General features: G+C 68.8%; 23 protein-coding genes and 1 pseudogene. 10 read left to right on the top strand and 14 right to left on the bottom strand.

The genetic code is table 11. The features are described from left to right. Window positions 1-257 precede the first annotated feature (257 nt). Both ACTWPT_RS05945 and ACTWPT_RS05940 read left to right on the top strand, forming a co-directional pair. Window positions 258-926 carry a response regulator transcription factor gene (locus ACTWPT_RS05945; RefSeq protein ID WP_043620820.1) on the top strand — a complete coding sequence of 223 codons (669 nt, stop codon included), beginning with the start codon at window positions 258-260 and terminating at the stop codon, window positions 924-926. Window positions 927-930: 4 nt separating this feature from the next. Continuing rightward, window positions 931-2,208 carry an ATP-binding protein gene (locus ACTWPT_RS05940; protein ID WP_443176212.1) on the top strand — a complete coding sequence of 426 codons (1,278 nt, stop codon included), beginning with the start codon at window positions 931-933 and terminating at the stop codon, window positions 2,206-2,208. Here ACTWPT_RS05940 and ACTWPT_RS05935 read toward each other — a convergent pair. The 3 genes and pseudogenes from ACTWPT_RS05935 to ACTWPT_RS05925 all read right to left on the bottom strand — a co-directional run bounded on the left by ACTWPT_RS05935 (window position 2,192) and on the right by ACTWPT_RS05925 (window position 4,690). Beyond that, the gene (locus ACTWPT_RS05935; RefSeq protein ID WP_443176211.1) at window positions 2,192-2,674 is read right to left on the bottom strand and encodes a GtrA family protein; all 483 of its coding nucleotides are present in this window, start codon (window positions 2,672-2,674) and stop codon (window positions 2,192-2,194) included. The two genes, ACTWPT_RS05940 and ACTWPT_RS05935, sit on opposite strands and share 17 nt — an antisense overlap. Before the next feature lie 215 nt (window positions 2,675-2,889). Next, the gene (locus ACTWPT_RS05930) at window positions 2,890-4,041 is read right to left on the bottom strand and encodes a sensor histidine kinase (protein WP_443176210.1); all 1,152 of its coding nucleotides are present in this window, start codon (window positions 4,039-4,041) and stop codon (window positions 2,890-2,892) included. After that, window positions 4,041-4,690: pseudogene (locus ACTWPT_RS05925) on the bottom strand (response regulator transcription factor). Before ACTWPT_RS05925 ends, ACTWPT_RS05930 begins: the two are co-directional and overlap by 1 nt. Before the next feature lie 66 nt (window positions 4,691-4,756). On the opposite strand from ACTWPT_RS05925, the gene ACTWPT_RS05920 reads away from it, so the two are divergent. Then, window positions 4,757-5,464 (top strand): ABC transporter permease, encoded by a 708-nt coding sequence (locus tag ACTWPT_RS05920; RefSeq protein ID WP_443176209.1) that lies wholly within the window; start codon window positions 4,757-4,759, stop codon window positions 5,462-5,464. Window positions 5,465-5,598: 134 nt separating this feature from the next. Here the strand turns inward: ACTWPT_RS05920 and ACTWPT_RS05915 are convergent, their stop codons facing one another. Continuing rightward, window positions 5,599-6,021, bottom strand: coding sequence for a VOC family protein (locus ACTWPT_RS05915; RefSeq protein ID WP_443176208.1), 423 nt, complete (start codon window positions 6,019-6,021; stop codon window positions 5,599-5,601). A gap of 65 nt (window positions 6,022-6,086) precedes the next feature. On the opposite strand from ACTWPT_RS05915, the gene ACTWPT_RS05910 reads away from it, so the two are divergent. From ACTWPT_RS05910 to ACTWPT_RS05900, 3 genes are all read left to right on the top strand, one after another. Then, window positions 6,087-7,235 carry a 5-(carboxyamino)imidazole ribonucleotide synthase gene (locus tag ACTWPT_RS05910; RefSeq protein WP_443176207.1) on the top strand — a complete coding sequence of 383 codons (1,149 nt, stop codon included), beginning with the start codon at window positions 6,087-6,089 and terminating at the stop codon, window positions 7,233-7,235. A 44-nt stretch (window positions 7,236-7,279) separates the two neighbouring features. Next, window positions 7,280-7,756, top strand: coding sequence for a 5-(carboxyamino)imidazole ribonucleotide mutase (gene purE / locus ACTWPT_RS05905; protein ID WP_443176293.1), 477 nt, complete (start codon window positions 7,280-7,282; stop codon window positions 7,754-7,756). 80 nt (window positions 7,757-7,836) lie between these two features. Beyond that, complete coding sequence (locus ACTWPT_RS05900) at window positions 7,837-8,724, top strand: GNAT family N-acetyltransferase (protein ID WP_443176206.1); 888 nt, start codon at window positions 7,837-7,839, stop codon at window positions 8,722-8,724. A gap of 4 nt (window positions 8,725-8,728) precedes the next feature. On the opposite strand, the gene ACTWPT_RS05895 is transcribed toward ACTWPT_RS05900, so the two are convergent. Next, window positions 8,729-10,042, bottom strand: a complete 1,314-nt coding sequence (locus ACTWPT_RS05895; RefSeq protein ID WP_443176205.1) for a UDP-glucose dehydrogenase family protein — start codon at window positions 10,040-10,042, stop codon at window positions 8,729-8,731. A 126-nt stretch (window positions 10,043-10,168) separates the two neighbouring features. Between ACTWPT_RS05895 and ACTWPT_RS05890 the strand changes: the two genes are divergently transcribed. Then, window positions 10,169-11,332, top strand: a complete 1,164-nt coding sequence (locus ACTWPT_RS05890; protein ID WP_443176204.1) for an acyl-CoA dehydrogenase family protein — start codon at window positions 10,169-10,171, stop codon at window positions 11,330-11,332. A 258-nt stretch (window positions 11,333-11,590) separates the two neighbouring features. Next, on the top strand, window positions 11,591-11,923 hold the full coding sequence (locus ACTWPT_RS05885; RefSeq protein WP_443176203.1) for an SMI1/KNR4 family protein: 333 nt from the start codon (window positions 11,591-11,593) through the stop codon (window positions 11,921-11,923). Between the two features lie 370 nt (window positions 11,924-12,293). On the opposite strand, the gene ACTWPT_RS05880 is transcribed toward ACTWPT_RS05885, so the two are convergent. The 3 genes from ACTWPT_RS05880 to ACTWPT_RS05870 all read right to left on the bottom strand — a co-directional run bounded on the left by ACTWPT_RS05880 (window position 12,294) and on the right by ACTWPT_RS05870 (window position 14,940). Beyond that, the gene (locus ACTWPT_RS05880) at window positions 12,294-12,875 is read right to left on the bottom strand and encodes a dihydrofolate reductase family protein (RefSeq protein ID WP_443176202.1); all 582 of its coding nucleotides are present in this window, start codon (window positions 12,873-12,875) and stop codon (window positions 12,294-12,296) included. 66 nt (window positions 12,876-12,941) lie between these two features. Continuing rightward, the gene (locus ACTWPT_RS05875; RefSeq protein ID WP_443176201.1) at window positions 12,942-13,781 is read right to left on the bottom strand and encodes a helix-turn-helix domain-containing protein; all 840 of its coding nucleotides are present in this window, start codon (window positions 13,779-13,781) and stop codon (window positions 12,942-12,944) included. A 262-nt stretch (window positions 13,782-14,043) separates the two neighbouring features. Continuing rightward, on the bottom strand, window positions 14,044-14,940 hold the full coding sequence (locus ACTWPT_RS05870; RefSeq protein ID WP_443176200.1) for a hypothetical protein: 897 nt from the start codon (window positions 14,938-14,940) through the stop codon (window positions 14,044-14,046). Window positions 14,941-15,269: 329 nt separating this feature from the next. Between ACTWPT_RS05870 and ACTWPT_RS05865 the strand changes: the two genes are divergently transcribed. Continuing rightward, window positions 15,270-16,397: a hypothetical protein gene (locus tag ACTWPT_RS05865; protein ID WP_443176199.1), complete on the top strand. Its 1,128-nt coding sequence runs from the start codon at window positions 15,270-15,272 to the stop codon at window positions 16,395-16,397. An 85-nt stretch (window positions 16,398-16,482) separates the two neighbouring features. Here ACTWPT_RS05865 and ACTWPT_RS05860 read toward each other — a convergent pair whose 3' ends face one another. The 4 genes from ACTWPT_RS05860 to ACTWPT_RS05845 all read right to left on the bottom strand — a co-directional run bounded on the left by ACTWPT_RS05860 (window position 16,483) and on the right by ACTWPT_RS05845 (window position 20,240). Continuing rightward, window positions 16,483-17,217, bottom strand: a complete 735-nt coding sequence (locus tag ACTWPT_RS05860; RefSeq protein ID WP_443176198.1) for a DUF4097 family beta strand repeat-containing protein — start codon at window positions 17,215-17,217, stop codon at window positions 16,483-16,485. 165 nt (window positions 17,218-17,382) lie between these two features. After that, complete coding sequence (locus ACTWPT_RS05855) at window positions 17,383-18,228, bottom strand: LLM class flavin-dependent oxidoreductase (protein ID WP_443176197.1); 846 nt, start codon at window positions 18,226-18,228, stop codon at window positions 17,383-17,385. A gap of 190 nt (window positions 18,229-18,418) precedes the next feature. After that, window positions 18,419-18,733: an STAS domain-containing protein gene (locus ACTWPT_RS05850; RefSeq protein WP_443176196.1), complete on the bottom strand. Its 315-nt coding sequence runs from the start codon at window positions 18,731-18,733 to the stop codon at window positions 18,419-18,421. Between the two features lie 67 nt (window positions 18,734-18,800). Beyond that, entirely contained in the window at window positions 18,801-20,240 is a 1,440-nt protein-coding gene (locus tag ACTWPT_RS05845; RefSeq protein ID WP_443176195.1) for an LCP family protein, read from the bottom strand. Window positions 20,241-20,322: 82 nt separating this feature from the next. Between ACTWPT_RS05845 and ACTWPT_RS05840 the strand changes: the two genes are divergently transcribed. After that, entirely contained in the window at window positions 20,323-21,342 is a 1,020-nt protein-coding gene (locus ACTWPT_RS05840) for a glycosyltransferase family 2 protein (protein WP_443176194.1), read from the top strand. On the opposite strand, the gene ACTWPT_RS05835 is transcribed toward ACTWPT_RS05840, so the two are convergent. Together ACTWPT_RS05835 and ACTWPT_RS05830 are read right to left on the bottom strand one after the other, a co-directional pair. Next, entirely contained in the window at window positions 21,302-23,062 is a 1,761-nt protein-coding gene (locus ACTWPT_RS05835; protein ID WP_443176193.1) for a CDP-glycerol glycerophosphotransferase family protein, read from the bottom strand. The two genes, ACTWPT_RS05840 and ACTWPT_RS05835, sit on opposite strands and share 41 nt — an antisense overlap. An 81-nt stretch (window positions 23,063-23,143) precedes the next feature. After that, on the bottom strand, window positions 23,144-23,857 hold the full coding sequence (locus ACTWPT_RS05830; protein ID WP_443176192.1) for an IspD/TarI family cytidylyltransferase: 714 nt from the start codon (window positions 23,855-23,857) through the stop codon (window positions 23,144-23,146). Window positions 23,858-23,968: the final 111 nt, after the last annotated feature.

Raw genomic sequence — 23,968 nt, 5'->3', positions numbered from 1 at the left:
TCGATGGTTCGTACCATTTGCCGGACGCGGCACACCCCCGACCACATCGGCGATTCGATTATCGGTTTCCTCTTGGACGGTTGAGAATTCCGGCTCCGGGAATGATCGGCCAATGATCTCCCTCGGAAAGCCGCGGTAAATTAATCACGACCAACCGTATTTTAGTCGTGTTTGCCCAGGTCAATAGATAGGTCAATGACGAGTCAAACTGCGCGCTGTGCCCGGGAAACGATCGCCTAAGGTCCTACGATCGCTTCATGACCTGCGTACTTCTAGCCGAGGATGACACCTCGATCTCTGAGCCTCTTGCGCGTGCGTTGCGCCGTGAGGGCTATCAGGTCGAGGTTAGCCCGGACGGCCCACAGGCCCTGGAGAGGGCCCTGTCGGGCGGCATCGACCTCATAGTTCTTGACCTTGGCCTTCCTGAGATGGACGGCCTGGAAGTGGCTCGCCGGATCCGGGCCGAGGGCCACGGCACTCCAGTACTCATACTCACCGCCCGCGTCGACGAGGTCGACACCGTCGTCGGGCTCGACGCCGGCGCGGACGACTACGTCACCAAACCGTTCCGGCTGGCCGAGCTGCTGGCCCGAGTACGCGCGCTGCTACGCCGCGGCACCTCCGAGACCCCGGTCGTCCAGGGGGTGCGGATCGACGCCGACTCGCGGCGCGCCTGGATGGGGGAGAAGGAGCTGCACCTGACGACCAAGGAATTCGACCTGCTACGCGTGCTCGTACGAGACGCCGGCAAGGTGGTCACCCGCGAGCAGATCATGCGCGAGGTGTGGGACACCAACTGGTGGGGTTCCACCAAGACACTCGACATGCACATCTCGTGGCTGCGCCGCAAGCTCGGCGACGACGCCGCCAAGCCTCGCTACATCACGACCGTCCGGGGAGTCGGCTTCCGGTTCGAACGCGAGTAGGCGGATGCGCCGTCGACTGCTCACCTCCACCCTGGTCGTCGCGGTGATCGCGGTCCTGTTGCTGGGGGTCCCCCTGGGCGTCGTGGTGAGCCGCCTGATCGTCGACGAGGCGGCTCAAGAGCTCGGGGCTGAGGCCAAGCGCCTCGTGGGAGAGGTCGAGTATGCCCGCGTTCAGGAGACACCGCTCGATCCTCAGCAACTGGAGCAGAAATACCCAGGCAGGTACATACAGGTCTGGGAGCGCGGAACCCCCCTTCGGGTGACCGTCGTCGGCACGCCGCCGCCGTCCGGTCACCTGATGACGGAGGACGCGCAGACCAACACGGGCGTCTACGTCCGGATAAGTCGTGACCGCGATCAGGTCGAGCGGGATGTCCGAGCCCGCCTGCTCCTCATCGTCGCCCTGGCGGTGGCCGCCCTGGCGGTGGCCGTGAGCCTGGCCGTCGTACAGTCCCGGCGGCTGACGCTGCCCCTGCAGGACCTCGCGAAGATCGCCGACCGGCTGGGCTCCGGCGACGCGCGGCCGAGCAAACACCGCTACGGCATACCAGAGCTCGACCGAGTGGCCCAGGTGCTCGACCGCAGCGCTACCCGCATCTCCGACCTGCTTACCAGGGAACGCGAGTTCGCCACCGACGCCTCGCACCAGCTCCGCACCCCGCTGACCGGCCTCACCATGCGCCTGGAGGAGATCGTAGCCGCCTCCGACCATCCCGAGGTGGTCCGAGAAGAGGGCGAGGCGGCGATCGTCCAGGCCGAGCGGCTGACCGCCGTGATCGACGAACTGCTGGCCGCGGCCCGCCGCCAGCGCCACGCCCAAGCCGAGCCGGTCGTCGTCGACGTTGTGCTCGGCCAGCAGATCACCGAGTGGGAGCCGGTGTTCAGGGATGCGGGACGCATGCTGCGGCTGGCGGGCGCGCGCGAGCTGAGGGCGATGGCCACGACCGGCGGGTTCGGCCAGGTGATCGCGTCCCTGCTGGAGAATTCCCTGCGCCACGGCGGCGGTGCTGTCACCATCACCACCAGCTACGGCGACAATTACGTGGTGATCGAGGTCGCGGACGAGGGCCCCGGCATCGCTGACGAGATCGCTCCCAAGATCTTCGACCGCAATGTCAGTGGCGGCGGGGGAACCGGCCTTGGTCTGACGCTTGCCCGCGCGCTGGCCGCTGCCGACGGCGGCCGGCTGGAGCTCGTGCGCCGCCGGCCCGCGACGTTCGCCATCTTCCTGCGCCCGGCGGAGGAAGACAGCAGGAACCGGGTTGTCAGCGGTCCTGCCTGACCCCGGTGGCGGGCAGCTCGACCGGGATCGGCTCGGTGGCCTCCAGGAACACCCACTTCTTGTACGACCAGTAGCGGAACAGCGTGCCGAGCCCGACGCCCAGGATGTTGGCGATGTTGAGGCTGAGGCCGTCGTCAAGGTTGAGTGTGTATGTGGTGAAACCGATCACCAGCAGCCCGAACAGCAGTGCGATGCCGTTGAGCAGGAAGAACAGGAAGTATTCGCGCCCCAGCCCGCTCTGCTCGCGGTGCCGGAACGTCCAGAAGCGGTTGCCCGCGTAGGCGAACGTCGCCGAGATCGTGGTCGCCAGGACCTTGGACGTCAGCGGCCCCCACCCTAGTCCCAGCAGGAAGAGGTTGTAGACCGCGGTGTCCAGGACGAAGGCGACGGCGCCGATGCTGCCGAACTTGGCCAGCTCATGCACCAGGGCCGCGAACCGCTCGTAGAGGCGTTTAACGAAGTCCACGTCTCTGCTCGGTCCCTTCCCTAGTCGTGCCTGACCACCTCAGAGTACCGGCCACGATGTAGGGCCGGCGTCAGACGCATGAACTTACCGCGTCAAGAGCAGGTTTAGAAATATCGTCCTATGGGCGGCGATTCCAAGAGGCGGGCATTACGCTGCGGTGCAGGTCGCTGGGCGGCCGTGCCTGCGAGGCGACCCGGAACGACCGCCCAGCCCTCTCAGCTTCGCGGGCTCGGCACGATGACGTGGACGGTCAAGCCGCCGCCAAGGTTGGGCGTCGCGGTGACGTCGAGGTCGTGGGCGCGGGCGATGGCGGCGACGATGGACAGGCCGAGACCGGCGCCGTCCGCCGATCCGGTTCGGTCGGGGTGGAGGCGGCGGAACGGCTGGAACAGCTCGGCCGCCCGGCCCGGGTCGATGGCCGGCCCGGTGTTGGAGATGAGCAGGCCCGCGTCAGGGGCCAACCGTATCTCCACCCGGCCGCCGGGATGGTTGTGGCGCACCGCGTTCTCCACCAGGTTGTCCACGAGGCGGCCGAGCAGCGCCTCGTCCCCGGGGACCGTGACCGGGCGCAGGTCGAGGTCGAGCTGGATATCCGGGGTCACGTACAGCTCGGCGGAGTGGCGTACCGCGGCGGCGAGGTCGACGGGCGTGCGCGTCTCCGGGCCGCGCTCGCCTTGCGCGAGAGCGAGCAACCCGTCGATGAGCCGCTGGGAGCGTTCGGTGATGCGGAGCAGTTCGGCACGCATCGTCGCGACCCGGTCGGGCGAGGCGTCGGCCAGGCCGATCTCGATCGCCGCCCGTTGCACGGCGAGGGGCGTGCGCAGCTCGTGGGAGGCGTTGGCGACGAAGCGGCGCTGGTCGTCGGCGGCGTGGGCGAGCCGCTCCAGCATGGCGTCGAAGGTGTCGGCGAGCTCCTTGAGCTCGTCGCGGGGGCCCTTCATGTTGATGCGCTGGTCAAGGTTGGACAACGACAGCCGCCGTGCCGTGTCGGTGATCTGGTGGACCGGCCGCAGCGCCCGGCCCGACAACCACCAGCACAACGCGAACGCCACCGCGCCCATGACCACGATCGACGCCAACCTGATCTGCGCCTGCGAGCCGAGCACGTCCTCGCGCACGGCTTTCACCATGGTCTCGGGGTTGGGCGCGTCGTGCTGCTCGGGACCGGACAGGTCGGCCGGGAGCGGCGGTGCGCTCCCGGTGTCCTGCGGGCGAGCGGGCACGTCAGCCTTGACCGACCGCAGCTCGACGCTTCCGTCGAAGGCCCGCTCGACCATGTAGTCCGCGCCGATCAGCACGATGGCGGAGGTGAGCAGGAAGAGCCCGCCGAACACCAGCGTCAGCCGGGTCCGGATCGTCGCGCGCATCACAGCGCGTATCCGCCCGGCGCGGTCCTGATCAGAGGCGGATCGCCGAGCTTGGTCCGCAGTTTGCGCACCGTCACCTTCACTACAGTGCTGAACGGTCGATGTGCTCGTCCCACACCCGTTCCAGCAGTTCCTCGGTGGTGACGACCGCGCCGCGGGCCCGCATGAGCACCTCCAGGACCGCGTACTCCTTGCGGGAGAGCGGCAGGTAGACGCCGTCGCGGAACGCCTGCCGGTGCGGGCCGTCCAGCACGATGCCGTGGCGCTCGAGCACGGGCGGCAGCCGCGGCGCGGGGCGCCGTCCGAGTGCCAGGATCCGCGCGACCAGCTCGGCGCTGGCGAACGGCTTGGTGAGGTAGTCGTCGGCGCCGAGGCCCAGGCCGTCGACCCGGTCGCCGACCGTGACCGCTGCGGTCAGCATGAGGATGCGTACCGGCGCCTCCCGCTTCGCCAGCTCCCTGCAGACGTCGTCCCCATGGACCACCGGCAGGTCGCGGTCGAGGACGAGCACCTCGTAGTCGTTGACCGCCAGCTGTTCCAGGGCGGCGGCGCCGTCATAGACCACGTCGACCGCCATCGACTCGCGCCGAAGGCCCTCGCCGATGAGGTCCGCGAGGAACCGCTCGTCCTCGGCCACCAGTACCCGCATCCCTCCTTCTTAGCGCGGCCGAGGTGAAGGCGCGGTTAACGTTCACGCTCACCGGCCGGAAACCGCGTGGGGCCCATTCTCGCCGTGGGCATGGTCGGCCGCATCCCCGGTGTCATGTCCGTCTCCGCGGTCGGCCGGCTGCCTGGCTTGACCGTACGGCGGACCGACAAGGTCACCCCGGCCGAGACGAACGGCATCGGCGTGGCGGCGGCCCGTACCGACCTGCTGGACACGCTCAGCGCCACGGTCAGGTCCGGCGCGTTCCTCAACCCGGCGACCGGCCGCTATCCGGTGGTGGTGCTGGGCGCGGTCGCCGCCGACCGGCTCGGCGTCGCGCGTGCGGGCGGGGACGAGCAGGTCTACATCGCGGGCCGCTGGTTCACCGTCATCGGCGTACTCGACGTCACCGGCCTGGCGCCGGAGATCGACCGGTCGGCGCTGGTCGGCTGGACGTACGCGACCCAGGCCGGCTTCGACGGGCACCCGACCACGATCTACGAGAGGTCCACCGACGAGTCCGTCACGTCCGTGGCAGGCGTTCTGGCGGCGACGGTCTATCCCGAGCACCCGAGCGAAGTCGACGTGAGCCGGCCCTCCGATGCGCTGACGATCCAACTGGCCGCGGCGTCCGCCTTCAACTTTCTGTTCCTCGGGCTCGGCGCGGTCGCCTTGCTGGTCGGGGCCGTCGGCATCGCCAACATCGTGATCATCTCGGTGTTGGCGGCCCGCCGCGCCGCCCGCCTCGCCCCGACCGAGGCCCTCTCCACCGTGTGAAGGATCATGAGGCTCGCGTCACTTCTCGCCGGTCCATGATGCCGGCACGCTAACCGGCGTCTCGCCCATGCCCGTCTCGCCGATCGCCGCGTGCAGTGTGATCCAGATTTCCGCCGCCCGCTCGTTCCGCGTGCTCAGGAAGGGCCTGGCCGGTCGAAGGAGACGAGTTCGACCTCGAACCCGTCCTCGTCCTCCAGGTACGCGGCGTAGTGCTGCTCGCCGCCGGCGTAGGGATGGCGATCGGGGAACATCAGCGTCCAGCCGTACGCGGGGGCCCGCTCCACCAGGGCATCCAGCCGGGTACGGCTCTCCACGTGGAAGGCCAGGTGGTTCAGGCCGGGCCGGCGGCGGTCGTGGCGGTCGGCGGTGAGGGCGGGCGACTGCTCCATCACCAGGTACGTCGGCCCCAGCCGCCAGCTCCGGCCGCCCTCCCAGTCCTGGAAAACGGTGTAGCCGAGCGCTTCCAGCAGCCATTGCCAGCTGCCGACCGCCCGTCGCAGCTCCGGGACCCAGATCTCAACGTGGTGCAGCGTTCCCGTGGTGGGTGTGTCGTTCACGCCTAGACCCCTATGGAACCGAGAGGTGGGTTAGTCATCGTTGCGTCCCGGTAAGCTCACCTGGCGTGAGTTCATACCGCCCCATCGGCCCGGTCGTCGGCATCGTCGGCGCGGGCCAGCTGGCCAGGATGTCGCAGCCGCCCGCCATCGCGCTAGGCGTCGAGCTGCGGGTGCTGGCCGGCGCCCTTGACGAGAGCGCCGCACGAGTGATCGTCGACACGCGTATCGGAGACTACCGCGATCTGGGCGACCTCCGCGAGTTCGCCCAGGGGTGCGACGCGATCACGTTCGATCACGAGCACGTCCCGACCGAGCACATCAGGGCTCTGGCGGAAAGCGGCCACGCCGTTCACCCAGGGGCCGACGCCCTCGTGCACGCGCAGGACAAGGCGGTCATGCGCGAGCGGCTGACCGCGATCGGCGTGCCGTGCCCGGCTTGGGCGCGGGTGTCGTCGGCGAAGGACGTCTCGGGCTTCGCCGACGAGCACGGCTGGCCCGTGGTGCTCAAGGCGGTGCGCGGCGGTTACGACGGCCGCGGCGTGTGGGTGTGCGCTGATGCCGCCGAGGCGGAGGAGGCGTTCGCGTCCGGGGTCGAGCTGATGGCCGAGGCGTTCGTGCCGTTCGAGCGGGAGCTGGCGGTGCTGGTGGCCCGCTCGCCGCACGGCCAGGGCGTCAGCTATCCGGTCGTGGAGACCGTGCAGCAGGACGGCATCTGTGTCGAGGTGCTCGCGCCCGCCCCCGGCCTCGACCAGGAGGACGCCGCGCAGGCCCAGCGCATCGGCCTGAAGATCGCCCATGAGCTCGGGGTCACCGGGCTGCTGGCGGTCGAGATGTTCCAGACGGCCCGCGGACTGGTGGTCAACGAGCTGGCCATGCGGCCGCACAACAGCGGCCACTGGACGATCGAAGGCGCGCGTACGTCGCAGTTCGAGCAGCATCTGAGAGCCGTGCTGGACCTGCCGCTCGGCTCGCCCACGATGACCGCCCAGGCCGTCGTCATGGTCAACCTGCTGGGCGGCGACGACCCCGACCTGTTCAAGCGGTACGAGCACGTGCTGGCCCACGATCCGAGCATCAAGGTGCACTTCTACGGCAAGCAGGTGCGTCCTGGCCGCAAGATCGGCCACGTGACCGCCCTCGGCTCCAACCTGGACGAAGTACGCGCCCGCGCCCGCCACGCCGCCGTCTACCTGACCACCGGAGAATACGCGTGAGAGAGCGAAGCGAACGAGCCAATGGACGCAGCATCGGCATCGTCATGGGCAGCGACTCCGACTGGCCGGTGATGAAGGCCGCGGCGGAGGCGGTGGCGGAGTTCGGCGTGCCGTTCGAGGCGGACGTCGTGTCCGCGCACCGCATGCCGGCCGAGATGATCGAATACGGTCGCCAGGCCGCCTCGCGCGGCCTTCAGGTGATCATCGCGGGCGCCGGCGGGGCCGCGCACCTGCCCGGCATGCTGGCCTCGGTGACGCCGCTGCCGGTGATCGGGGTGCCAGTGCCGCTGAAATACCTCGACGGCATGGACTCCCTGCTGTCGATCGTGCAGATGCCGGCCGGGGTCCCGGTCGCCACGGTGGCCGTGGGCGGGGCACGTAACGCGGGTCTGCTGGCGGTCCGCATCCTCGCCGCCTCTGACGCCGATCTTCGCCGGCGCATGGAGGAGTTCCAGGAGCGGCTCAAGGAGCAGGCGTACGCCAAGGGTGAGCGTCTGCGTGCCGAGGCCGCCGAGCTCTGACCGGGCAGGAGGCCTCGCAGCCGGACCGGCACATGGGGGGAGCCCTGTTCGACGGCGGTGCGGACCGCTAGTGTGCCGCGATGGATGCCGTGATCAGGGCGCACGCCGCCCGTGTCTGGGCCGCCGATCCGCTGGTCGGCGGCCAGGGCGAGCTGCCCGGACCTGGAGCAGGTGACCTGCCGCTCGAGGCACGCGACGCCGTCGGCCGTACCTCCGTGGAGCGGATCGACCCCGGCAGCATGCGGGCCTCCTGGTCCCCGCTGGTCCTGCACCGGCTCCAGGCTCGCGTCGCCGGCCGCGATCCGGCGGGCGCGCTCGGCGCGCTGCTGGACCGGTGGCTGGCGGGCCTGCACCTCGACGAGCCAGGTCAAGCGCTGACCGTGTCCTGGCCGAGCCGCGACACCGCACCGGTGCGGGCCCTGGCCGCCCGCAACTTCGCCCCGGTCGTCGCCCAGGCCGTCCGCCCTCTCACCGCCGGCTCGGCGGCCGTCCCGGGCGTCCGCCGGGCCACCGCCGGCGACCTCGAAACCATCGCCAGGCTGTACGAACGGCTGGTGGCGTACGACGCCCAATTCGGCTGGGTGGCCTTACGCCCGTCGACGCCGTCGCGCATCCGCGAGTTCCTGGCCACGGAGGTGCTCCCTACGGAGTGGTGCTGGCTGGCCGAGCCGGACGGCGAGGCGGTGGGCTGCGTCATCGTGCAGCCGCCTGCCCATTCCGCATGGATCGCCCGATCCGCGAACGTGGCGCCGCTGGCGTACCTGAGCGTCCTGTACGTGGAGCCGTCCGCCCGAGGCCGCGGCGTGGGCGCGCTGCTCACCCAGGTGGCCCACGGGCATGCGGCAGCTCAGGGCGTGACGGCGATGATGCTCCACCACGCTCTTCCGAACCCGCTCTCGACCCCATTCTGGGTTCGCCGCGGCTACCGCCCGCTGTTCACCCAGTGGGTTCGCCACTTGGGGGTATGAGGCCCTACGGCCGGCCCAGGGCCCGGTAGTGCCAGCCGGCCGAGCGCCACGTCTCAGCGTCCAGCGCGTTGCGCCCGTCCACGATGCGCCGGGTGGCGACCACCGCCCCCAGCTGCTCCGGATCGAGCTCCACGAATTCCTGCCATTCCGTGAGGACCAACACCACATGCGCCCCGCGAGCCGCCTCGACAGCCGATTCGCCATAGTGCAGCTCGGGATGAGCTTTGCGAGCGTTGTCGAGCGCGATCGGGTCGTACACGGTGACCTGTCCGCCCTGGTGGCCGATGGTGACGGCGACGTCGAGAGCCGGCGAGTCGCGAATGTCGTCCGAGTTCGGCTTGAACGCCGCTCCCAGGACGCCCACGGTGCATCCGTGGAAGGAGCCGCCGGCCAGCTCCCTGGCCAGGTCAACCATGCGGGCGCGCCGGCGCATGTTGATGGCGTCCACCTCGCGCAGGAACGTCAGCGCCTGGTCCGCCCCGAGTTCGCCGGCCCGCGCCATGAAAGCCCGGATGTCCTTGGGCAGACAACCGCCGCCGAACCCGAGCCCGGCGTTCAGGTATCGCCCGCCGATCCGGTTGTCGTACGAGAGCGCCTCCGACAGCTGCTGGACATCGGCATGCGCCGCTTCGCAGACCTCGGCCATGGCGTTGATGAAAGAGATCTTCGTGGCCAGGAAGGCGTTGGCGGCCGTCTTGACCAGTTCGGACGTGGCAAAATCCGTCACCACGATCGGAACGTCGCCGAGCGGCTCGTACACCTCACGCAGCACCTTCTCCGCACGTTCCGTACGGACGCCGAGCACGATGCGGTCCGGGTGCAAGGTGTCCTGCACGGCGAACCCCTCCCGGAGGAACTCGGGGTTCCAAGCCAGCTCGGCCTCGACTCCGGCCGGGGCCAGCCGCGCCATCTTGTCGGCGAGCCGCTCTGCGGTGCCCACAGGCACGGTCGACTTGCCGACGACCAGGCACTCCCGGTCGAGCAGTGGGGCAAGGGATTCGACGGCGGCGTCAATGTAGGAGACGTCGGCCGCGTACTCGCCGCGCTTCTGCGGCGTGCCGACGCAGATGAAGTGCACGTCGCCGAATTCGGCGACCTCCTCGTAGGAGGTGGTGAAGCGAAGCCGGCCGGATTCGACCCCGCGGCGGAGCACGGGTTCCAGCCCCGGTTCGTGGATCGGAAGCTCACCTGCGTTCAGCCGGCGGACCTTGTCGGCGTCGATGTCGAGGCCTAGGACGTCAAATCCAAGATCCGCCATGCATGACGCATGCGTGATGCCCAGGTATCCAGTCCCGATCACCGTGAGGCGATATGGCACGAGTGAGCTCCTTTCGATCGCGCAGGCATGCTACCGGCCTTTCGCTACCTGCTACGTGCCACGGGTGCATCTCCGCAAACCGTACCGGCTGGTAACAAGATGCTCGGACGTCCTAGTATCTGACGCATGAGCTTCCCTCTTTACGCGCCCGCCGAAGAACACGACATGCTCAGGGAGACGGTCCGGGCCCTGGCCGACGAGAAGATCGCCCCGCACGCAGCAGAGGCCGACGAGACCGAGGAGTTCTCCTGGGACGTCTACAAGGCGCTGGTGGCGGCGGACATGCACGCCGTCCACGTTCCTGAGCAGTACGGCGGCGCGGGAGCGGACGCGCTGGCAACGGTGATCGTCATCGAGGAGGTGGCCCGCGCCTGCGCGTCGACCTCCCTGATCCCCGCCGTCAACAAGCTCGGCACCGTTCCGCTGCTCCTGTCGGCCTCGGAGGAGGTGAAGTCCCGCTACCTGGCGCCGGTGGCCAGAGGGGAGGCCATGTTCTCGTACGCGCTGTCGGAGCCGGAGGCCGGCTCGGACGCCGCCGCGATGAAGACGAGGGCGGTGGCGGACGGCGACTCGTACATCCTCAACGGCACCAAGATGTGGATCACGAACGCCGGCGTCTCGGAGTACTACACGGTGATGGCGGTCACGGACCCCTCTGCCGGCGCCCGCGGCATCTCCGCCTTCGTCGTCGAGAAGTCGGACGAGGGCGTCTCCTTTGGCCCCAAGGAACGGAAGCTCGGCATCAAGGGCTCCCCGACCCGTCAAGTCATCTTGGACAACGTCAGAATCCCCGCCACCCGCCTGATCGGCGCCCCCGGCACCGGCTTCAAGACGGCTCTGGCGACGTTGGACCACACCCGCATCACCATCGCCGCCCAGGCGCTGGGCATCGCCCAGGGCGCTCTGGACTACGCGATCGGCTACGTGAAGGAACGCAAGCAGTTCGGCCGCCCGATCGGCGACTTCCAGGGCCTGCAGTTCATGGTGGCCGACATGGCCATGAAACTGGAGGCGGCGCGGCAGCTCACGTACCACGCGGCCGCGAAGTCGGAACGCGCGATGCACGGCGAGCCCCAGAAGGACCTGACGTTCCTGTCGAGCGCCGCCAAGTGCGCCGCCTCGGACGCCGCCATGGAAATCACCACGGACGCGGTGCAATTGCTGGGCGGTTACGGGTACACGAAGGACTTCCCGGTGGAGCGCATGATGCGCGACGCCAAGATCACCCAGATCTACGAGGGCACCAACCAGATCCAGCGCATGGTCATGGCCAGGCAACTCCTCAAGTAGGAGCCCTGGGGGTCCTAGGTGGAAACGCATGGTCTTCGCAAGGGCGGCGCTGCGCCGCCTCGTTGGCCGAATACCCACCAAAATGGCGAGACCGCCTAGCAGCCCCACTCGATCGGCCGGCTCCCGCAGCCCCCCTCAGGCCAGCCACACTCCTGAGCACCCCATCCAGGTGGAGGGTCGTCTCCTGTTACCGGAGGCGGCCTTTTGCTGTGTGCCGCTACAAGTGCAAAGCCACTCGTGACGGATATCTTCTGCACCATGAGTGCCCAGTACGCATGGTCTGAACGTTTCCCTGCAAGGCGTCCGGTGACCGAAAGTTCTGATCACCCGGCGTTGAATCCAGACGGCGATCTGTATCCCCCGGCTACTGAGGCAGAGGTTCGCCGGCTTGAAGAGCGGTTGGGCATGGAGCTGCCGCCGAGTTACCGGCAGTTTCTCCTGTTCTCCGACGGGTGGGGCAACGCCGATGACTGCTGCCTGCTAGGTGTCCAGGAAATCGGCTGGCTTCGTGATGTCGACCCCTCGGTCGCCGAGAGCTGGTCAGAACCCAAGCCGGCGCCAGGCGTTACACGTGTTTCTGGGACCTCATAGCGTACGAGCTGAGGACCGGCGTCTACTGGGTGCGCTAAGGGCCTGCAGAGAAACAACTCGTAGCATTTCGGGTTCGCGGTCGATGGTCTGGTATGAGCGTGTCGGCAGAGACCGTGGAGATGCTGCCGGCGAAGCTTGAGGCGATCTTGTCGCATCTGGATGAGCGGCAACGCCGGCTGTTGATCGGCGCCGAGGCTCGCGCGTTGGGACACGGCGGGATCCGGGCGGTGGCCAAGGCCGCGAGCGCGGGGATCCGACCTCGCCGCTGCGCTGGACGACCAAGTCCACCCGCAAGCTCGGGATCGGGAGTTTGGTCGCGATCGGCAGCCCGTCGGCAGTGCGAGCTTCTTCGCGTACCCGCTCAAATCGGTCAACGGCGCACCCGATAGCGCAGGTGCAGCACCCGGTTGCCCTGAATCACCACGTCAGGACCCTCCAACAGGTGCTGTGCGTCGACCGACCCGAAGTAGCGCTTGCCGGACCCGAACACGACGGGTACGACGTCCATGCGCACCTCGTCGATCAGGCCCGCGGCAAGCACCTGGCCACCGACGTCGCCGGCGGCGACCTCGACCATGCGGTCACCCGCAAGCTCCTGCGCCTTGGCCATGGCGGCCTCGACGCCGTCGACGAAGTGAAACGGCGCCTCGGGGTCCCAGCCCTCGGGCATCGGCCGGTGCGACACGACGACCACGTGGTCGATGCCGCCCGGCGGCTTGCCGCCCCAGCCGTCCGTCAGGTCGAAGACGTGGCGGCCGACGATCGTGACTCCGATCTGGTCCCAGTACGGCCGGGTGTAGTCGTAGGACGTCTGCGACACCTTCACCTCTCCCGTCTCGTCCAACGGGACGTCACCGTTGGACAACCAGTCGAACAGCGGTCCGGGCTGGTCATTCTCGTCCGCGACGAAGCCGTCCACCGACACCGAGCTGTACATGACCACCTTGCCCACGGGGCTCTCCTCTGCTATGGGGTGCCCCCAAATTAGCGTGTCGTGAGCTGTCGCTCTTGTAAGAAATCAATCGGCCGGCAGCGGCCAGCCGTCCAGCGCGTGGCCGGGATGTTCGCGCAGGAACCGCCGCCGGACTTCGACGTACCGGGTCGGCGTGAGCCCGGTGAACGCCCGGAACTCGTGGCCGAAGTGGGCCTGGTCGAAGTAGCCTGCGCCACCGGCGAGGTCGCCCCAGTCGATCGGTCCGGCGGGGTTGATCGCGAACACGGTGGCGGCGAAGCGGTAGGTGCGGGCCAGCCGCTTCGGCGTGACGCCGATGAGCTCCTTGAACCGCTGTGCCAGATGAGTGCTGCTGACACCGGCTGCCACGCTCAGGTCGCCGATCGCCACCGCCCCGCTGGTCGCCGCGATGACGCTGCTCGTATGGCGGACCAGCCCCAAGCCGGCGGTCTCGCACAGCCGTCGCATCAGCTCCTCCTCGAGCAGCGTCAGCATCTCGTGCGGCCCGACAGCCGTGGCCAGCCGGTCTCGCAGCTCAGCGGTGGTGGGGCGGCCCCAGACCTGCTCCACCGTCACCGGCCGGTCGCACAGCTCGGCCGCGGGCATCGGCAGGAACGGCGCCAGCCCCCACGGCTTGAAGTGCACGCCCACCGACCGGGTCCCCGGTGGGTAGCCGAACTCGAAGGCGCGGGTCGGTGTGGTGACCACGCAGCCGTCGGCGTACTCGGCCGTCTCGATGTCGGTGCCGGCGCGGATGCGGAACGGCGCCCCGAGGTTGACGATGAGCAGCGCCGCTGGCATCGGCGGCAGCGTCAGCCGGGCGTACGGCGGCGCACCCTCCAGGTAGTAAAGGTCGTCGATCAGCCCGTCCAGCGGCGGTCGCGGCACTCTGGACACGTACTCCACGCGTCACAGCATCGCCGATGCACGGGTGGGCTCGCGACGTTTCCCTGGACTCACGCTCCTACAGGCAGACCTCAGAACGCGGCACGATCCCGATCTCGGACGTGGTGGGCGTCGTGGACGGCGTCGGATCCAGCTGAGCTGCGCGATCCCACCTGGCAGAGGCGGCTCACCCTGCTGGCCGGCGCGGCTTTTCGGAGGCCGACCAGTCGACTTCAAGGTGCTGCCCCGCCGAAGTGACCTGAAGTCCGTCGGCCCGGCGCGCTCATTCGGAGGGCACGTCGGCCAGAGCGCGAGCCGCCTGGACGATGGCCGCGGCGTCGCTGGTCAGGGACTTGTCGGCGATGACCAAGGGGTTGCCGAAGTAGCTCTTGGAGCGCCGCATCTGCTTGGCCAACCGGGGCGGGGCCGTGCGCAGGGTGTGCTTCTCGTCAGCCAGCACGAAGCCCACGATGCGGTGGGAGCCGCTGCGGCCGGTCCCCCGCGGGAGGGGCATCAGGCGGATGGCCGAGATCTGCGGCCAGGGCACGGTGAAGCCGTGGCGGGGCAGCGAGACGCCCGATTCGGCCAGCACGAGCACGGGCTTGTCGAGTCGTACCGACAGCAGGACGATGCCGCCGATCACGGCCAGCGCCAGCAGCGGGATGGAGACGGCCGGCGGACCGACCACCAGCGCGACGACGACCAGAGCCCCTGGGAAGAGGCCGGCCAGCGCCCAGTCGCGGCGCACCTGCTTCATGTCGTAGCGAACCACCAACGGGGCGGCGGGGCCGGAGGCCGGCGGAGTGACGGACACGGCCGGGCTGTTGGCGTACTCCATGCGCATCAGCGCCTTCAGCCGCCGCAAATCACGCTGGACGAACCAGATGACCCCCGCCACCCACAGCACGAGGGCGACCAACTGGAAACGGGAGTCCTCGACGGAGGCCGCGAACGTGGCGATCACAGATGCGGTGAGCGCCACCAGGAGCAGCAATACGAGCAGCAGAGCCGGCAGCACCAGGCGGCGGAAGTAGCCGCTCAAGCCGAGCATCGACCGCGCGTAGGCCGCCGCAACGGCCGCCACCTGGGGATCGGGGTGCCGCTGCGTGGCGCGCAACAGCTCTCGGCGCACTTGCTTGTCGAGTCGCCGCCATGCGGCCCGCGGGGAGTCGATGGTCATAGTCCGACATGATCTCGTGACTGCTGCCACGACCAAACCTCTCCTGGTTCGGTCTCCACGCCGCAGTTGTATGCCTCATCTCGTGAAGTGCCTCCCAGAGGTCCACAAGAGCGAGGTCGACGTGGTGGCGCCAGCCCTCAGGAGCCTGGGCGGCCACGGCGGATCCTGTCGCGCGGAAGGCCAAATGGGCTGTATTGACGGTGACGGTCCTAGAAGAGGGCAGTTCGGCCGTATTTCACTGTCGGTTTACGGATTTGTCAGACATTGTCATGACGGAGGGCTAACGTCTCGTCACGGTAAGATCCACAACCGAAGACGGGTACCGCACCATGCGTAAAGTCCTGACGCTCACCCTCGCCGCCACCGCCACCTTCGGCCTCTTCTCAGCCCCGGCCACAGCCACCCCCATCGACCTGCCGAAAGAGATCTACGGAGGCGCCTGGGCCGCCGGGCACGTGCAGGGCATGGCCATCGACCAGCGCAAGGGGTTCATGTACTTCTCCTTCACCAACCTCCTCGTCAAGACCGACCTCAAGGGCAACCCGGTCGGCTCCGTGACGGGCTTCACCGGACACCTCGGCGACCTGGACTTCAACGCCCAGGACGGGCGCGTGTACGGCTCGCTGGAGTACAAGGCGCAGGAGTCGTTCTATATCGCGATCTTCGACGTCGACCGCATCACCAGCATGAACATGGACGCCCAGACCACCGACGTCGTCAAGACGGTCTACCTCAAGGAGGTCGTGGCCGACTATGTAGCGGACATGAACGGCGACGGCAAGTTCGACGGCAACATCGCCAACACCCCCGACCACCGGTACGGCTGCAGCGGCATCGACGGCGTGTCCTTCGGCCCCGAGTTCGGCAAGAAGCACGGCAAGCAGAAGCTGACGGTGGCGTACGGCATCTACTCGAACGTGGACCGGCAGGACAACGACCACCAGGTCCTGCTCCAGTACGACATCCAGCAGTGGAGGAAGTACGAGCAGCCGCTCACCGAGAGCGCCCCGCACACCAGCGGACCGGAGCGCGTCGACGGCAAGTACTTCGCCTACACCGGCAACACCACGTACGGCGTGCAGAACCTCGAGTACGACGAGCACACCGGCAACTGGATGATGGCCGTGTACAAGGGCAAGAAGCCGCAGTTCCCCAACTACTCGTTCTTCATGGTCGACGGCGGCGAGCGGCCCAGGAAGGGGGACATCGTCGGGCAGCCCCGGCCGGAGCAGGGCGACCTGCTCACCCTGGCGCCGGGCGGCCTGCAGCATGACGCGTCCGGCGTGCGAGGGTGGGAGTTCACCGGCGAGTACGGCCTGATCTCGCTGGGCGGCGGCCGGTACTACGTCTCCAAGGCCGGGACCGTCACGGAGGGCGGCGTCACCAAGCAGACCGGCACCGCCCAGCTGTACCGCTGGACGGGCCGGACGCCGACGCCCTTCGAGCGGGTCGGCTGATCAGACTTTGGCGCCGGGGCACTCGTCGTGCGCCTGCGGTGCCTCATTCGAGAGCGGCCGCCGGGGATGCCGGGCGGCGCCGGGGTCACCTGGCCAGGATGCGGACGTTTCCCGAGGTGCTGCGGGCGACGATCTTGCTAGTGGCCTTGGAGTCGTTCTTGATCTCGGAGCGCTCGCTGCCGTCCGTGCTGTTCGCCGTCACCGCATAGGAGCCCTTCGGCACGGTCGCCGTCACCTTGCCATCGCTGGACTGGAGGTCCAGGTTGGCCGGTGCGCTCGTGAAGGAGAGGTCGATCGCGCCGTCCAGGGTCCGGCATCGGACGGTCGCAGACTTCAGCCCGTCACCCGTGATCGGGCCCTCGCTGCGCAGCCGCAATTTTCCCGAGGTGCCGGACACCTGGATGCGATCCCGGCTGGTCACGTCCACGTCCTGCGGGAGGTCCTTCAGGATGACGCCGTCCGCCGCGTCGATCGACAGCCGTACGCCCGGCGGGACCTTGACGTGGTAGCGGGCGCCGCAGTCGCCGAAGACCATGGTGCAGTTCGCGCTGAGCCGGAGGGTGCCGTCCCGCAGGGACCAGGCGGCGCCGCCGTCGTCGGCGGCCTTGCCGCGTACCCACCGTTCCACCTCGACGGTGCTGCCGGTGCCGGCGAGTACGCGGACGCCGCCCAGAGAGGAGATGATCCTCAGAGAGGTCCCGTTCACGGGGAACGACTGTGCTGAGCGCACCTCTTCGGCATCCAGATCCAGGCCGCCGCAACCGCTCGTGGCCAGTGCCACCGTCGCCGCGCATGCCGTTAATGCTGCGATTCGCCTCATGGGTCGATCGTGGCCGGGCGCCGCTCACGGCTCATCGGCCATACGACCGAGCACCATCGGCCATTTGGTCCTTCCCTCGTTGGAGGCGCGGCCCTGGGGGCGGTCTGGAGCGGCGCGCCGTACGGCCCCGGCGACGGACGGCGCAGGGCCGTACGGCGTCGGCCGCTACAAGGCCGACAGCAGCGCCGTGACGTGGCGCAGCGGGTCGGAGCCGAGCGGCCGCACCGCCACCGTGTCCGCCCCCGCCGCCCACAAACTCTTGACCTGCGCCGCCGCCAGCTCCGGCGACCCGTCAGCCATCACCACATCCTCCGGAGCCACCCCCAGGAACGACGCCTGCCCCTCCACCACGGGTTGGGCGACCTGCGAACCGTCCGCCTCGGTGTGCAGGAACGTGAAGACCACCAGCTCGTGGTCCGCGCCATCCGCGGCCCCGATCTGCTCCAGAATCCCCGGCACCTGGGCGGGACCGATGCCCTCGGGCACGATCGTCCCCTGCGCCACGCGCCCCGACAACGCCAGCGAGCGCGGGCTCTTCACCCCGGTCAGCACGGGTGGCACCACAGCGGGCGGATGCACCAGCGAAACCCCGTCCAGGTGCACGGACTTGCCGTGCAGGGTGACGGTCTCGCCGCGCAGCAACGCGCGGACCGCCGTGACCGTCTCCTCCAGGAGGGCGAGCGGCGAGGGCGGGGCTGCGCCCACCTGGCGCATCCAGTCCTGTACGCCGTGCCCGATCCCCGCCGCCAGCCGGCCGGGATGCACGCGGGCCAGATTGGCCAGCTCCATCGCCAGCAGCATCGGGTTACGCAGAGGAGCGGGGGCGATGCCGATGCCGACGCGCAGTCGGGAGGTGACGGCGAGGGCGGTGGCGGCCGAGGAGATGCCGCCGGTCCAGCCCAGGTCCTCCACCACCCACAGGTCGTCGACAGTCGTCTCGTCCAGCGCCTTGGCGAACGGGATGAGCTGCTCGGGTGGCAGGTCCCGGTCGAACATCACGCCAAGTCTCATGATCGCCTCCAGCAGTAGCGGAACACCCGGCCGATCTCCGAGTATCCAGCACGCAGGAAGGCCCATGGCAGTGGGGACATCGGCGAATGGTCGTCGGGGGCGACCAGGGACCTGGGTGAGGCCCGGCCTGAGCGAGACGTCGGGGGATGATCTTTCTCGGGCCCATCGTGCCTAGGCTGCGGAGCAGTCGTCAGGCGGCGCTGCCGAGTGCCGTGCGGGCGTCGGCGATCGATTCGCTGGTCTCGAAATGCCGGTCGAGGTTCGTGATCATCAGCAGGTGCCGGATCATACCGGGGCCCAGCACAAGGATCATGCGGCCGCGGATGTGATGGATGCGGTTGAGCGTGGCCACCAGCACGCCCAGGCCCACGGAGTCACAGAACGGCACCTCAGTCAGGTCGACGACCAGATTGGGCGGGTCCGCCTCGGCGATCGCCTGCTCCAATTCGGCCCGCAACCGGGGAGCACCTGCCACATCGAGATCACCGACGACGTGCAGAACCATACAGGGGTCCTCCCGCCAACACCTGACCACCATGGGCCTCACCTGCCCAATATGCGAAAAGTTATGATTACTTCTTACATATGTTCTGCATTGCCGTTTCTGTCGTAGTTGTAACGCGCGGCTGAGCAGTTGGGGCAGTAGTGGACTTCTGTTTCCGAATGGACGGCCGATCACTCCCGACGATGACCTCGATGCCCTCGACATCGGCCTTCTTCAACTCCGCCCCCGGAATGGCGGCGGCCACCACGCGAGCGGCGGTCTCCTGGCCGGCGGCGTACCGGATGACGGTCTTCTTGTAGTCCTTCTTCGTGGTGTTGCCCGGCTCCTTCGGGACCTTGAAGCCGTACGCGACCAGCTCCGATTTCGTACGAGCCCCGAGGCCCGTGATGAGCGTGCCGTTCTTGACCTTGAGCGAGATGTTCCCCGGCGCGATGGGCGAGGGCTTGGCGGAAGCCGAAGGAGAGACCGTAGGCGTTGGCTTGGAGGGGTCCTGGTCAGCGTTGATCTTGGCGAACATGTCGCGGGCCGCCTGCTTGTCCCACAACACCGCCGACTCGCCCGTGGGGGCCTTGAAGTCGACGTTGGTCAGCGGCACCTCGGCGAACTTCACGTCCTCCAGCGACACGTCCCTGAGCTGCGTGGCCAGTCCCAGCAGCCCGTCGTCCGGGTCCACCTTCACCGTGCTGAGCGTCGAGTTGACGAACGAGGCCAGCTTGCCCGGATTGGCCAGCGTGCCGGCGCTCAGCGCCCTGTTGAGCAGGGCCGAGATGACCTGCTGCTGCCGGTCGATGCGGTCGAGGTCGGAGCGGGCGGTGGCCCGTGTGCGGGCGTAGCCGAGCGACTGCACGCCGTTCAGCTGGTGAGTGCCCGCAGCCAGGTTGAGCCCGGTCTTCGGATCGTTGATCGGCACCGGCGTGCACACCGTGACGCCGCCGAGCGAGTCCACGACGTCGATGAAGCCGAGGATGTTGACCTCGATGTAGCGGTTGATCTCCAGCCCGGTGGCGGACTCCACGGTCTGCTTGGTGAGCTTGGGCCCGCCGAACTGGTACGCGGAGTTGATCTTGTGCTCGCCCTTGCCGGGGACCGTCGTCCAGGTGTCGCGGGGCAGGCTCACCACGGTGACCCGGCGGTGGTCCTCGGACAAGTGGATCACCATCATGGTGTCGGTGCGCTGGCCGGCCTCGCGGCCCAGCTTGAGCCGGTTCTGTTGCTGGCGGGTGAGGTCGTCGCGCTTGTCCACGCCGACCAGCAGGATGTTCTCGGCGCCGCGGGAGGGGGCGGTCACGCCCGCGTCCACGGTGCCGATCTGGCGCGGAGTCGCCCACACCACGCCCGTGGTGACGAGCACGCACGTGGACAGGAACCCGGCCGCGATCACGTTGCGCCGGCGTGCCTTGGCGCTCCTCTTGAAGGGCCTGCGCGTCCGGCCGGGTGGGAGCCTGACGCCACCGTAGGCGTCGCCGCCCACGAGTACTCCGGCGTCCTCCTCGCCCACGTCGCGCATGCCGTCCCCCTCAGGTCACCCGCGGAGGATCGGGCTTTCGATTGCCCTCCTCCCCTGCCGGTACAGTAGCGTGAGCCCCGCCATGAAGCAGTTCCCCGACTCGCCGCAGGCGCCTGCGGAAACGCGCGCCTGGCCCCCCATATCCGTCGTCATGCCGGTCCTCAACGAGGAGCGGCACCTTCGCGAGGCCGTCGACCAGGTCCTCGCCCAGAGCTACCCCGGCGACATCCAGGTCGTGCTCGCCGTGGGTCCGTCCCAAGACCGCACCCAGGAGGTCGCCGACGCCATCGCGGCGGCCGACCCCAGGGTGACCGTGGTGCCCAACCCGACGGGCCGCACCCCCAACGCGCTCAACGCCGCGATCGCCGCCTCCCGTAACGGCATCATCGCCAGGGTGGACGGGCATGCCATGTTGCCCCCCGACTACCTGCGCATCGCGGTCGAGACGCTGGCGGAGACCGGCGCCGACAACGTGGGCGGCATCATGGCCGCCGAGGGCATCACACCCTTCGAGCAGGCCGTGGCCTGCGCCATGACGTCCAAGATCGGCGTGGGCGCGGCCGCGTTCCACGTGGGCGGCACGGCCGGCCCAGCCGACACCGTCTACCTCGGCGTCTTCCGCCGCTCGGCGCTCGACCGGGTGGGCGGCTACGACGAGCACTTCCAGCGGGCCCAGGACTGGGAGATGAACCACCGCATCCGCCAGAGCGGCGGGCTGGTCTGGTTCCAGCCGGCCATGCGGGTCTCCTACCGGCCGCGGCCCAACGTCAAGGCGCTGGCCAAGCAGTATTTCCACTACGGCCGCTGGCGGCGCGTGGTCGCGCGCACCCATGAGGGCACGATCAACCTACGTTATCTGGCGCCGCCCGTCGCGGTGCTGGCCATGCTGCTGGGGCTGGTCGTCGCGCCGTTCTTCCCGCTCGCGCTGGTCATCCCCGGCGGCTACGCGCTCGCCATCGTGGCGGGCTCGGCGGCGACCGGCGGCGGGCTGTCCCCTGCGGCGCGGCTGCGGTTGCCGATCGTGTACGCCACCATGCACTGCTCCTGGGGGTGGGGCTTCCTCACGAGCCCGAAGAAGCTGGCCCGCCCGCCGAAGTCATGACCCGCTCGACCGCCGCGTTGAAGCGGGTCAGCGCGTCGGGATACTCCGGCCCGAACAGATAACTCCTGAGCTTGATCCTGGCCCGGGCAAGCGTGTCCTCCTCGTCGAGGAACTCCGCGAGCCCGGCCAGGTCCTCACCCAGCAGCACGCCTGCCTCGGTGCTCGGATAACGCTCGTGGAAGGCGCGCTCGGGCAGGCCCGCGACGTTCGTCACGGCGTACGGCTTCTCGCTGGCCAGGAAGTCGGCCACGACGCTGGAGATGTCGCTGATCAGCAGGTCGCACTCGTTGAAGCAGTCGTACAGGTGCGGCTCGGGGCCGGTGACGACCATGTGCGTGATCCGCGGCGTCGACCCGGCCGCCCGGGACGGGTGCCTGGCCTGCGACTTGGCCAGTTCGACCGCCTCGATCATGGTGACGATCTTCCGGTGCGCGCGCAGGGCGCTCTTGTCGCGGTATCCGGTGAGCGGGTGCGGCTTGTAGATCACGCGGAGTGGCGGGTCGTGTTCGAGCAGCGCCCGGACGATGCGCGGCCCCATGGTGATCAGTGACGTGTGGAACAGGTCGTCGTTCCAACCTTCCCAGGTGGGGGCGTACAGGACGGTCCGGTACGGCAGCCCGGGCCCCTCCGTCGAAATGCCCTCCAGTTGCGGCCGGCCGATCTCGTGAATGGTCTCGTCCCGGACGCCCACCTTGGCCCGCCGGTAGCGGTCGCGTCCCGCGGGCCCGGCCACCCATACCTCGTCGTAGACCCGGGAGAACGGGTTGAACGACGCCTCCTTGTCGCTGTCCCCGTGGTTGAGGAACGCGCTGCGCAGGGTGGGGATTCGCAACATGTGGACGTTCCTGCCGACGTTGGAGACGTACAGGCACAACTTGGCGCTGAAGAGCTCGTGGAAGCTCATCAGGTCGGCCGAGGACGGGATGCACACCATCGGCAGCGTCGTGGGCTCCAGGTGGGCGGCCATGCCGCGCTCGCGCAGCACGACGATGGCCCGCCGGTCCATGCGCTCCAGTGTCGGCAGCCACATCCTGGCCTGGTAGGCGGCCGCGGTGGCGCCGGAGAAGTACAGGATGACCTCCGGGCGGTAGGCCCTGACCTGCTCGCTCACGACCTGGATGGCCCGGGCCTTGTCGGTGAGCGGCATGGCCCGGCGCACGTACGGGATCAGCGTCAGCGCGCCGGCGGTGCCGGCCACGAGGGCCAGGGCCGCACCGCAGGCCGCCACGAGGGCGCCGGCCGCGGCCCCGAGCACCGGCAGGACGTCCAGGTAGAGGAAACGCACGCTGCGGGCGTCACCCAGCCAGCCCGGCGGCATCTTCGGGATGTGCAGCGCCGACACGTCCAGGTTGCGGGTGGTGACCGGCATCCTGCTGAGGATCAGCCTGAGCCGCAGAGCCAGCCCGGTGTGCACAGCACGCACCCCGTGAATCCCGAACATCCCCGCCGCCAGCGCCACGAACCACGGCGAATCCGGACCCGCCGTCCGCGCCACCAGAAGCAGTGCCGCCGTCTGCCTGGCCACGAACCGCAGCGTCATCCCCAGGTGCACCTTGCCGAGCACGTCGATCAGCCGTCTGGCGACGCGCGGCGTGGCGTACTCGGCGGCGTAGGAGAGCGCGGCCACCACCCCGAACAGCAGCGGCGCCGGCCAGAGCGCCGACACCAGCAGCACGGGGTAGCAGACGATCAGAGCCGCGATCACGATGAGTTTCCTCATGTGATCGCACGGTAACAAGCTTCAGGTCAAGTGGCATCTACCCACACGCCTGCAACGCGGCGTTATTCACACACTTGACCCTTATGCCATTGGCCGCTCGGCGGCCAGCCGGAAGAGCAGCTCGGCGATCCGCAGGTCGGCGGGGTGTGTGACCTTGATGTTGTGCTCGCTGCCCGGCACCAGGTGGATCGGCACCTCCGGCAGGTAACGCAGCACCACGCCGCAGTCGTCGGTGGCCGGGCGGCTGCCGAAATCAGGATCGGCGAACGCCCGCTCGTACGCCTGCCTGATCACCGACAGCTTGAAGCACTGCGGCGTCTGGCTGCGCCGTAGCCGCGACCTGTCCAGCACCTCGCCGATGACCTCGCCGTCCGGCCCGGGCACGGCCACCAGGACGGTGTCGGAGCTCGGGATGGCCACGTTGACGGCCCGATGCGTACGCAAGGCCTTGACGCACTCGGTGATGATCCGAGGCTCCACGAGCGGCCGCACGGCGTCGTGCAGCAGCACGTTGCACTCCTGTGTGCCCAGCGCCTGCAGGGCCCGCCACGTGCTCTCGGTACGGCTCGCGCCGCCCTCCACGATCTTGGTGACCTTGCCGTAGCCGCCTTTTTCCACGATCTCGCGGACCCGGTCGGTGTAGCCCGGCGTCATCAGCACCACGATCTCGTCGATCTCCGGCGCGTTCTCGAACACGGCGATCGAGTGCTCGATGATCGTCTTTCCGGCGATCTCGGCGAGTTGCTTGGGAGTGGCCAACCCCACCCGCTGCCCTACACCGCCCGCCAAAAGCACGCCAACCGACCTTGAATCCATAGTTGCAGGGTAACGGCGCTGTTCCGTGATATTGCCTTGACCTGTCGCTACGCTGGGGCTACGCACCCGAAGCCCACGTGCTCCATCCCC

The organism is Nonomuraea sp. 3N208 (assembly GCF_052245935.1).
Lineage (GTDB): Bacteria > Actinomycetota > Actinomycetes > Streptosporangiales > Streptosporangiaceae > Nonomuraea.
The sequence above is the reverse complement of the archived record's forward strand: the minus strand, read 5'-3'. Positions and strand labels throughout refer to the sequence as shown.

Coding starts and splice junctions, on each gene's coding strand:
- ACTWPT_RS05945 (WP_043620820.1), top strand. CDS start 258: ATGACCTGCGTACTTCTAGCCGAGGATGACACCTCGATCTCTGAGCCT.
- purE (WP_443176293.1), top strand. CDS start 7,280: ATGGGCAGCGACTCCGACTGGCCGGTGATGAAGGCCGCGGCGGAGGCG.
- ACTWPT_RS05885 (WP_443176203.1), top strand. CDS start 11,591: ATGAGTGCCCAGTACGCATGGTCTGAACGTTTCCCTGCAAGGCGTCCG.
- ACTWPT_RS05865 (WP_443176199.1), top strand. CDS start 15,270: ATGCGTAAAGTCCTGACGCTCACCCTCGCCGCCACCGCCACCTTCGGC.
- ACTWPT_RS05900 (WP_443176206.1), top strand. CDS start 7,837: ATGGATGCCGTGATCAGGGCGCACGCCGCCCGTGTCTGGGCCGCCGAT.
- ACTWPT_RS05845 (WP_443176195.1), bottom strand. CDS start 20,240: ATGCGCGACGTGGGCGAGGAGGACGCCGGAGTACTCGTGGGCGGCGAC.
- ACTWPT_RS05860 (WP_443176198.1), bottom strand. CDS start 17,217: ATGAGGCGAATCGCAGCATTAACGGCATGCGCGGCGACGGTGGCACTG.
- ACTWPT_RS05940 (WP_443176212.1), top strand. CDS start 931: ATGCGCCGTCGACTGCTCACCTCCACCCTGGTCGTCGCGGTGATCGCG.
- ACTWPT_RS05930 (WP_443176210.1), bottom strand. CDS start 4,041: ATGCGCGCGACGATCCGGACCCGGCTGACGCTGGTGTTCGGCGGGCTC.
- ACTWPT_RS05870 (WP_443176200.1), bottom strand. CDS start 14,940: ATGACCATCGACTCCCCGCGGGCCGCATGGCGGCGACTCGACAAGCAA.
- ACTWPT_RS05850 (WP_443176196.1), bottom strand. CDS start 18,733: ATGGTTCTGCACGTCGTCGGTGATCTCGATGTGGCAGGTGCTCCCCGG.
- ACTWPT_RS05835 (WP_443176193.1), bottom strand. CDS start 23,062: ATGAGGAAACTCATCGTGATCGCGGCTCTGATCGTCTGCTACCCCGTG.
- ACTWPT_RS05855 (WP_443176197.1), bottom strand. CDS start 18,228: ATGAGACTTGGCGTGATGTTCGACCGGGACCTGCCACCCGAGCAGCTC.
- ACTWPT_RS05890 (WP_443176204.1), top strand. CDS start 10,169: ATGAGCTTCCCTCTTTACGCGCCCGCCGAAGAACACGACATGCTCAGG.
- ACTWPT_RS05840 (WP_443176194.1), top strand. CDS start 20,323: ATGAAGCAGTTCCCCGACTCGCCGCAGGCGCCTGCGGAAACGCGCGCC.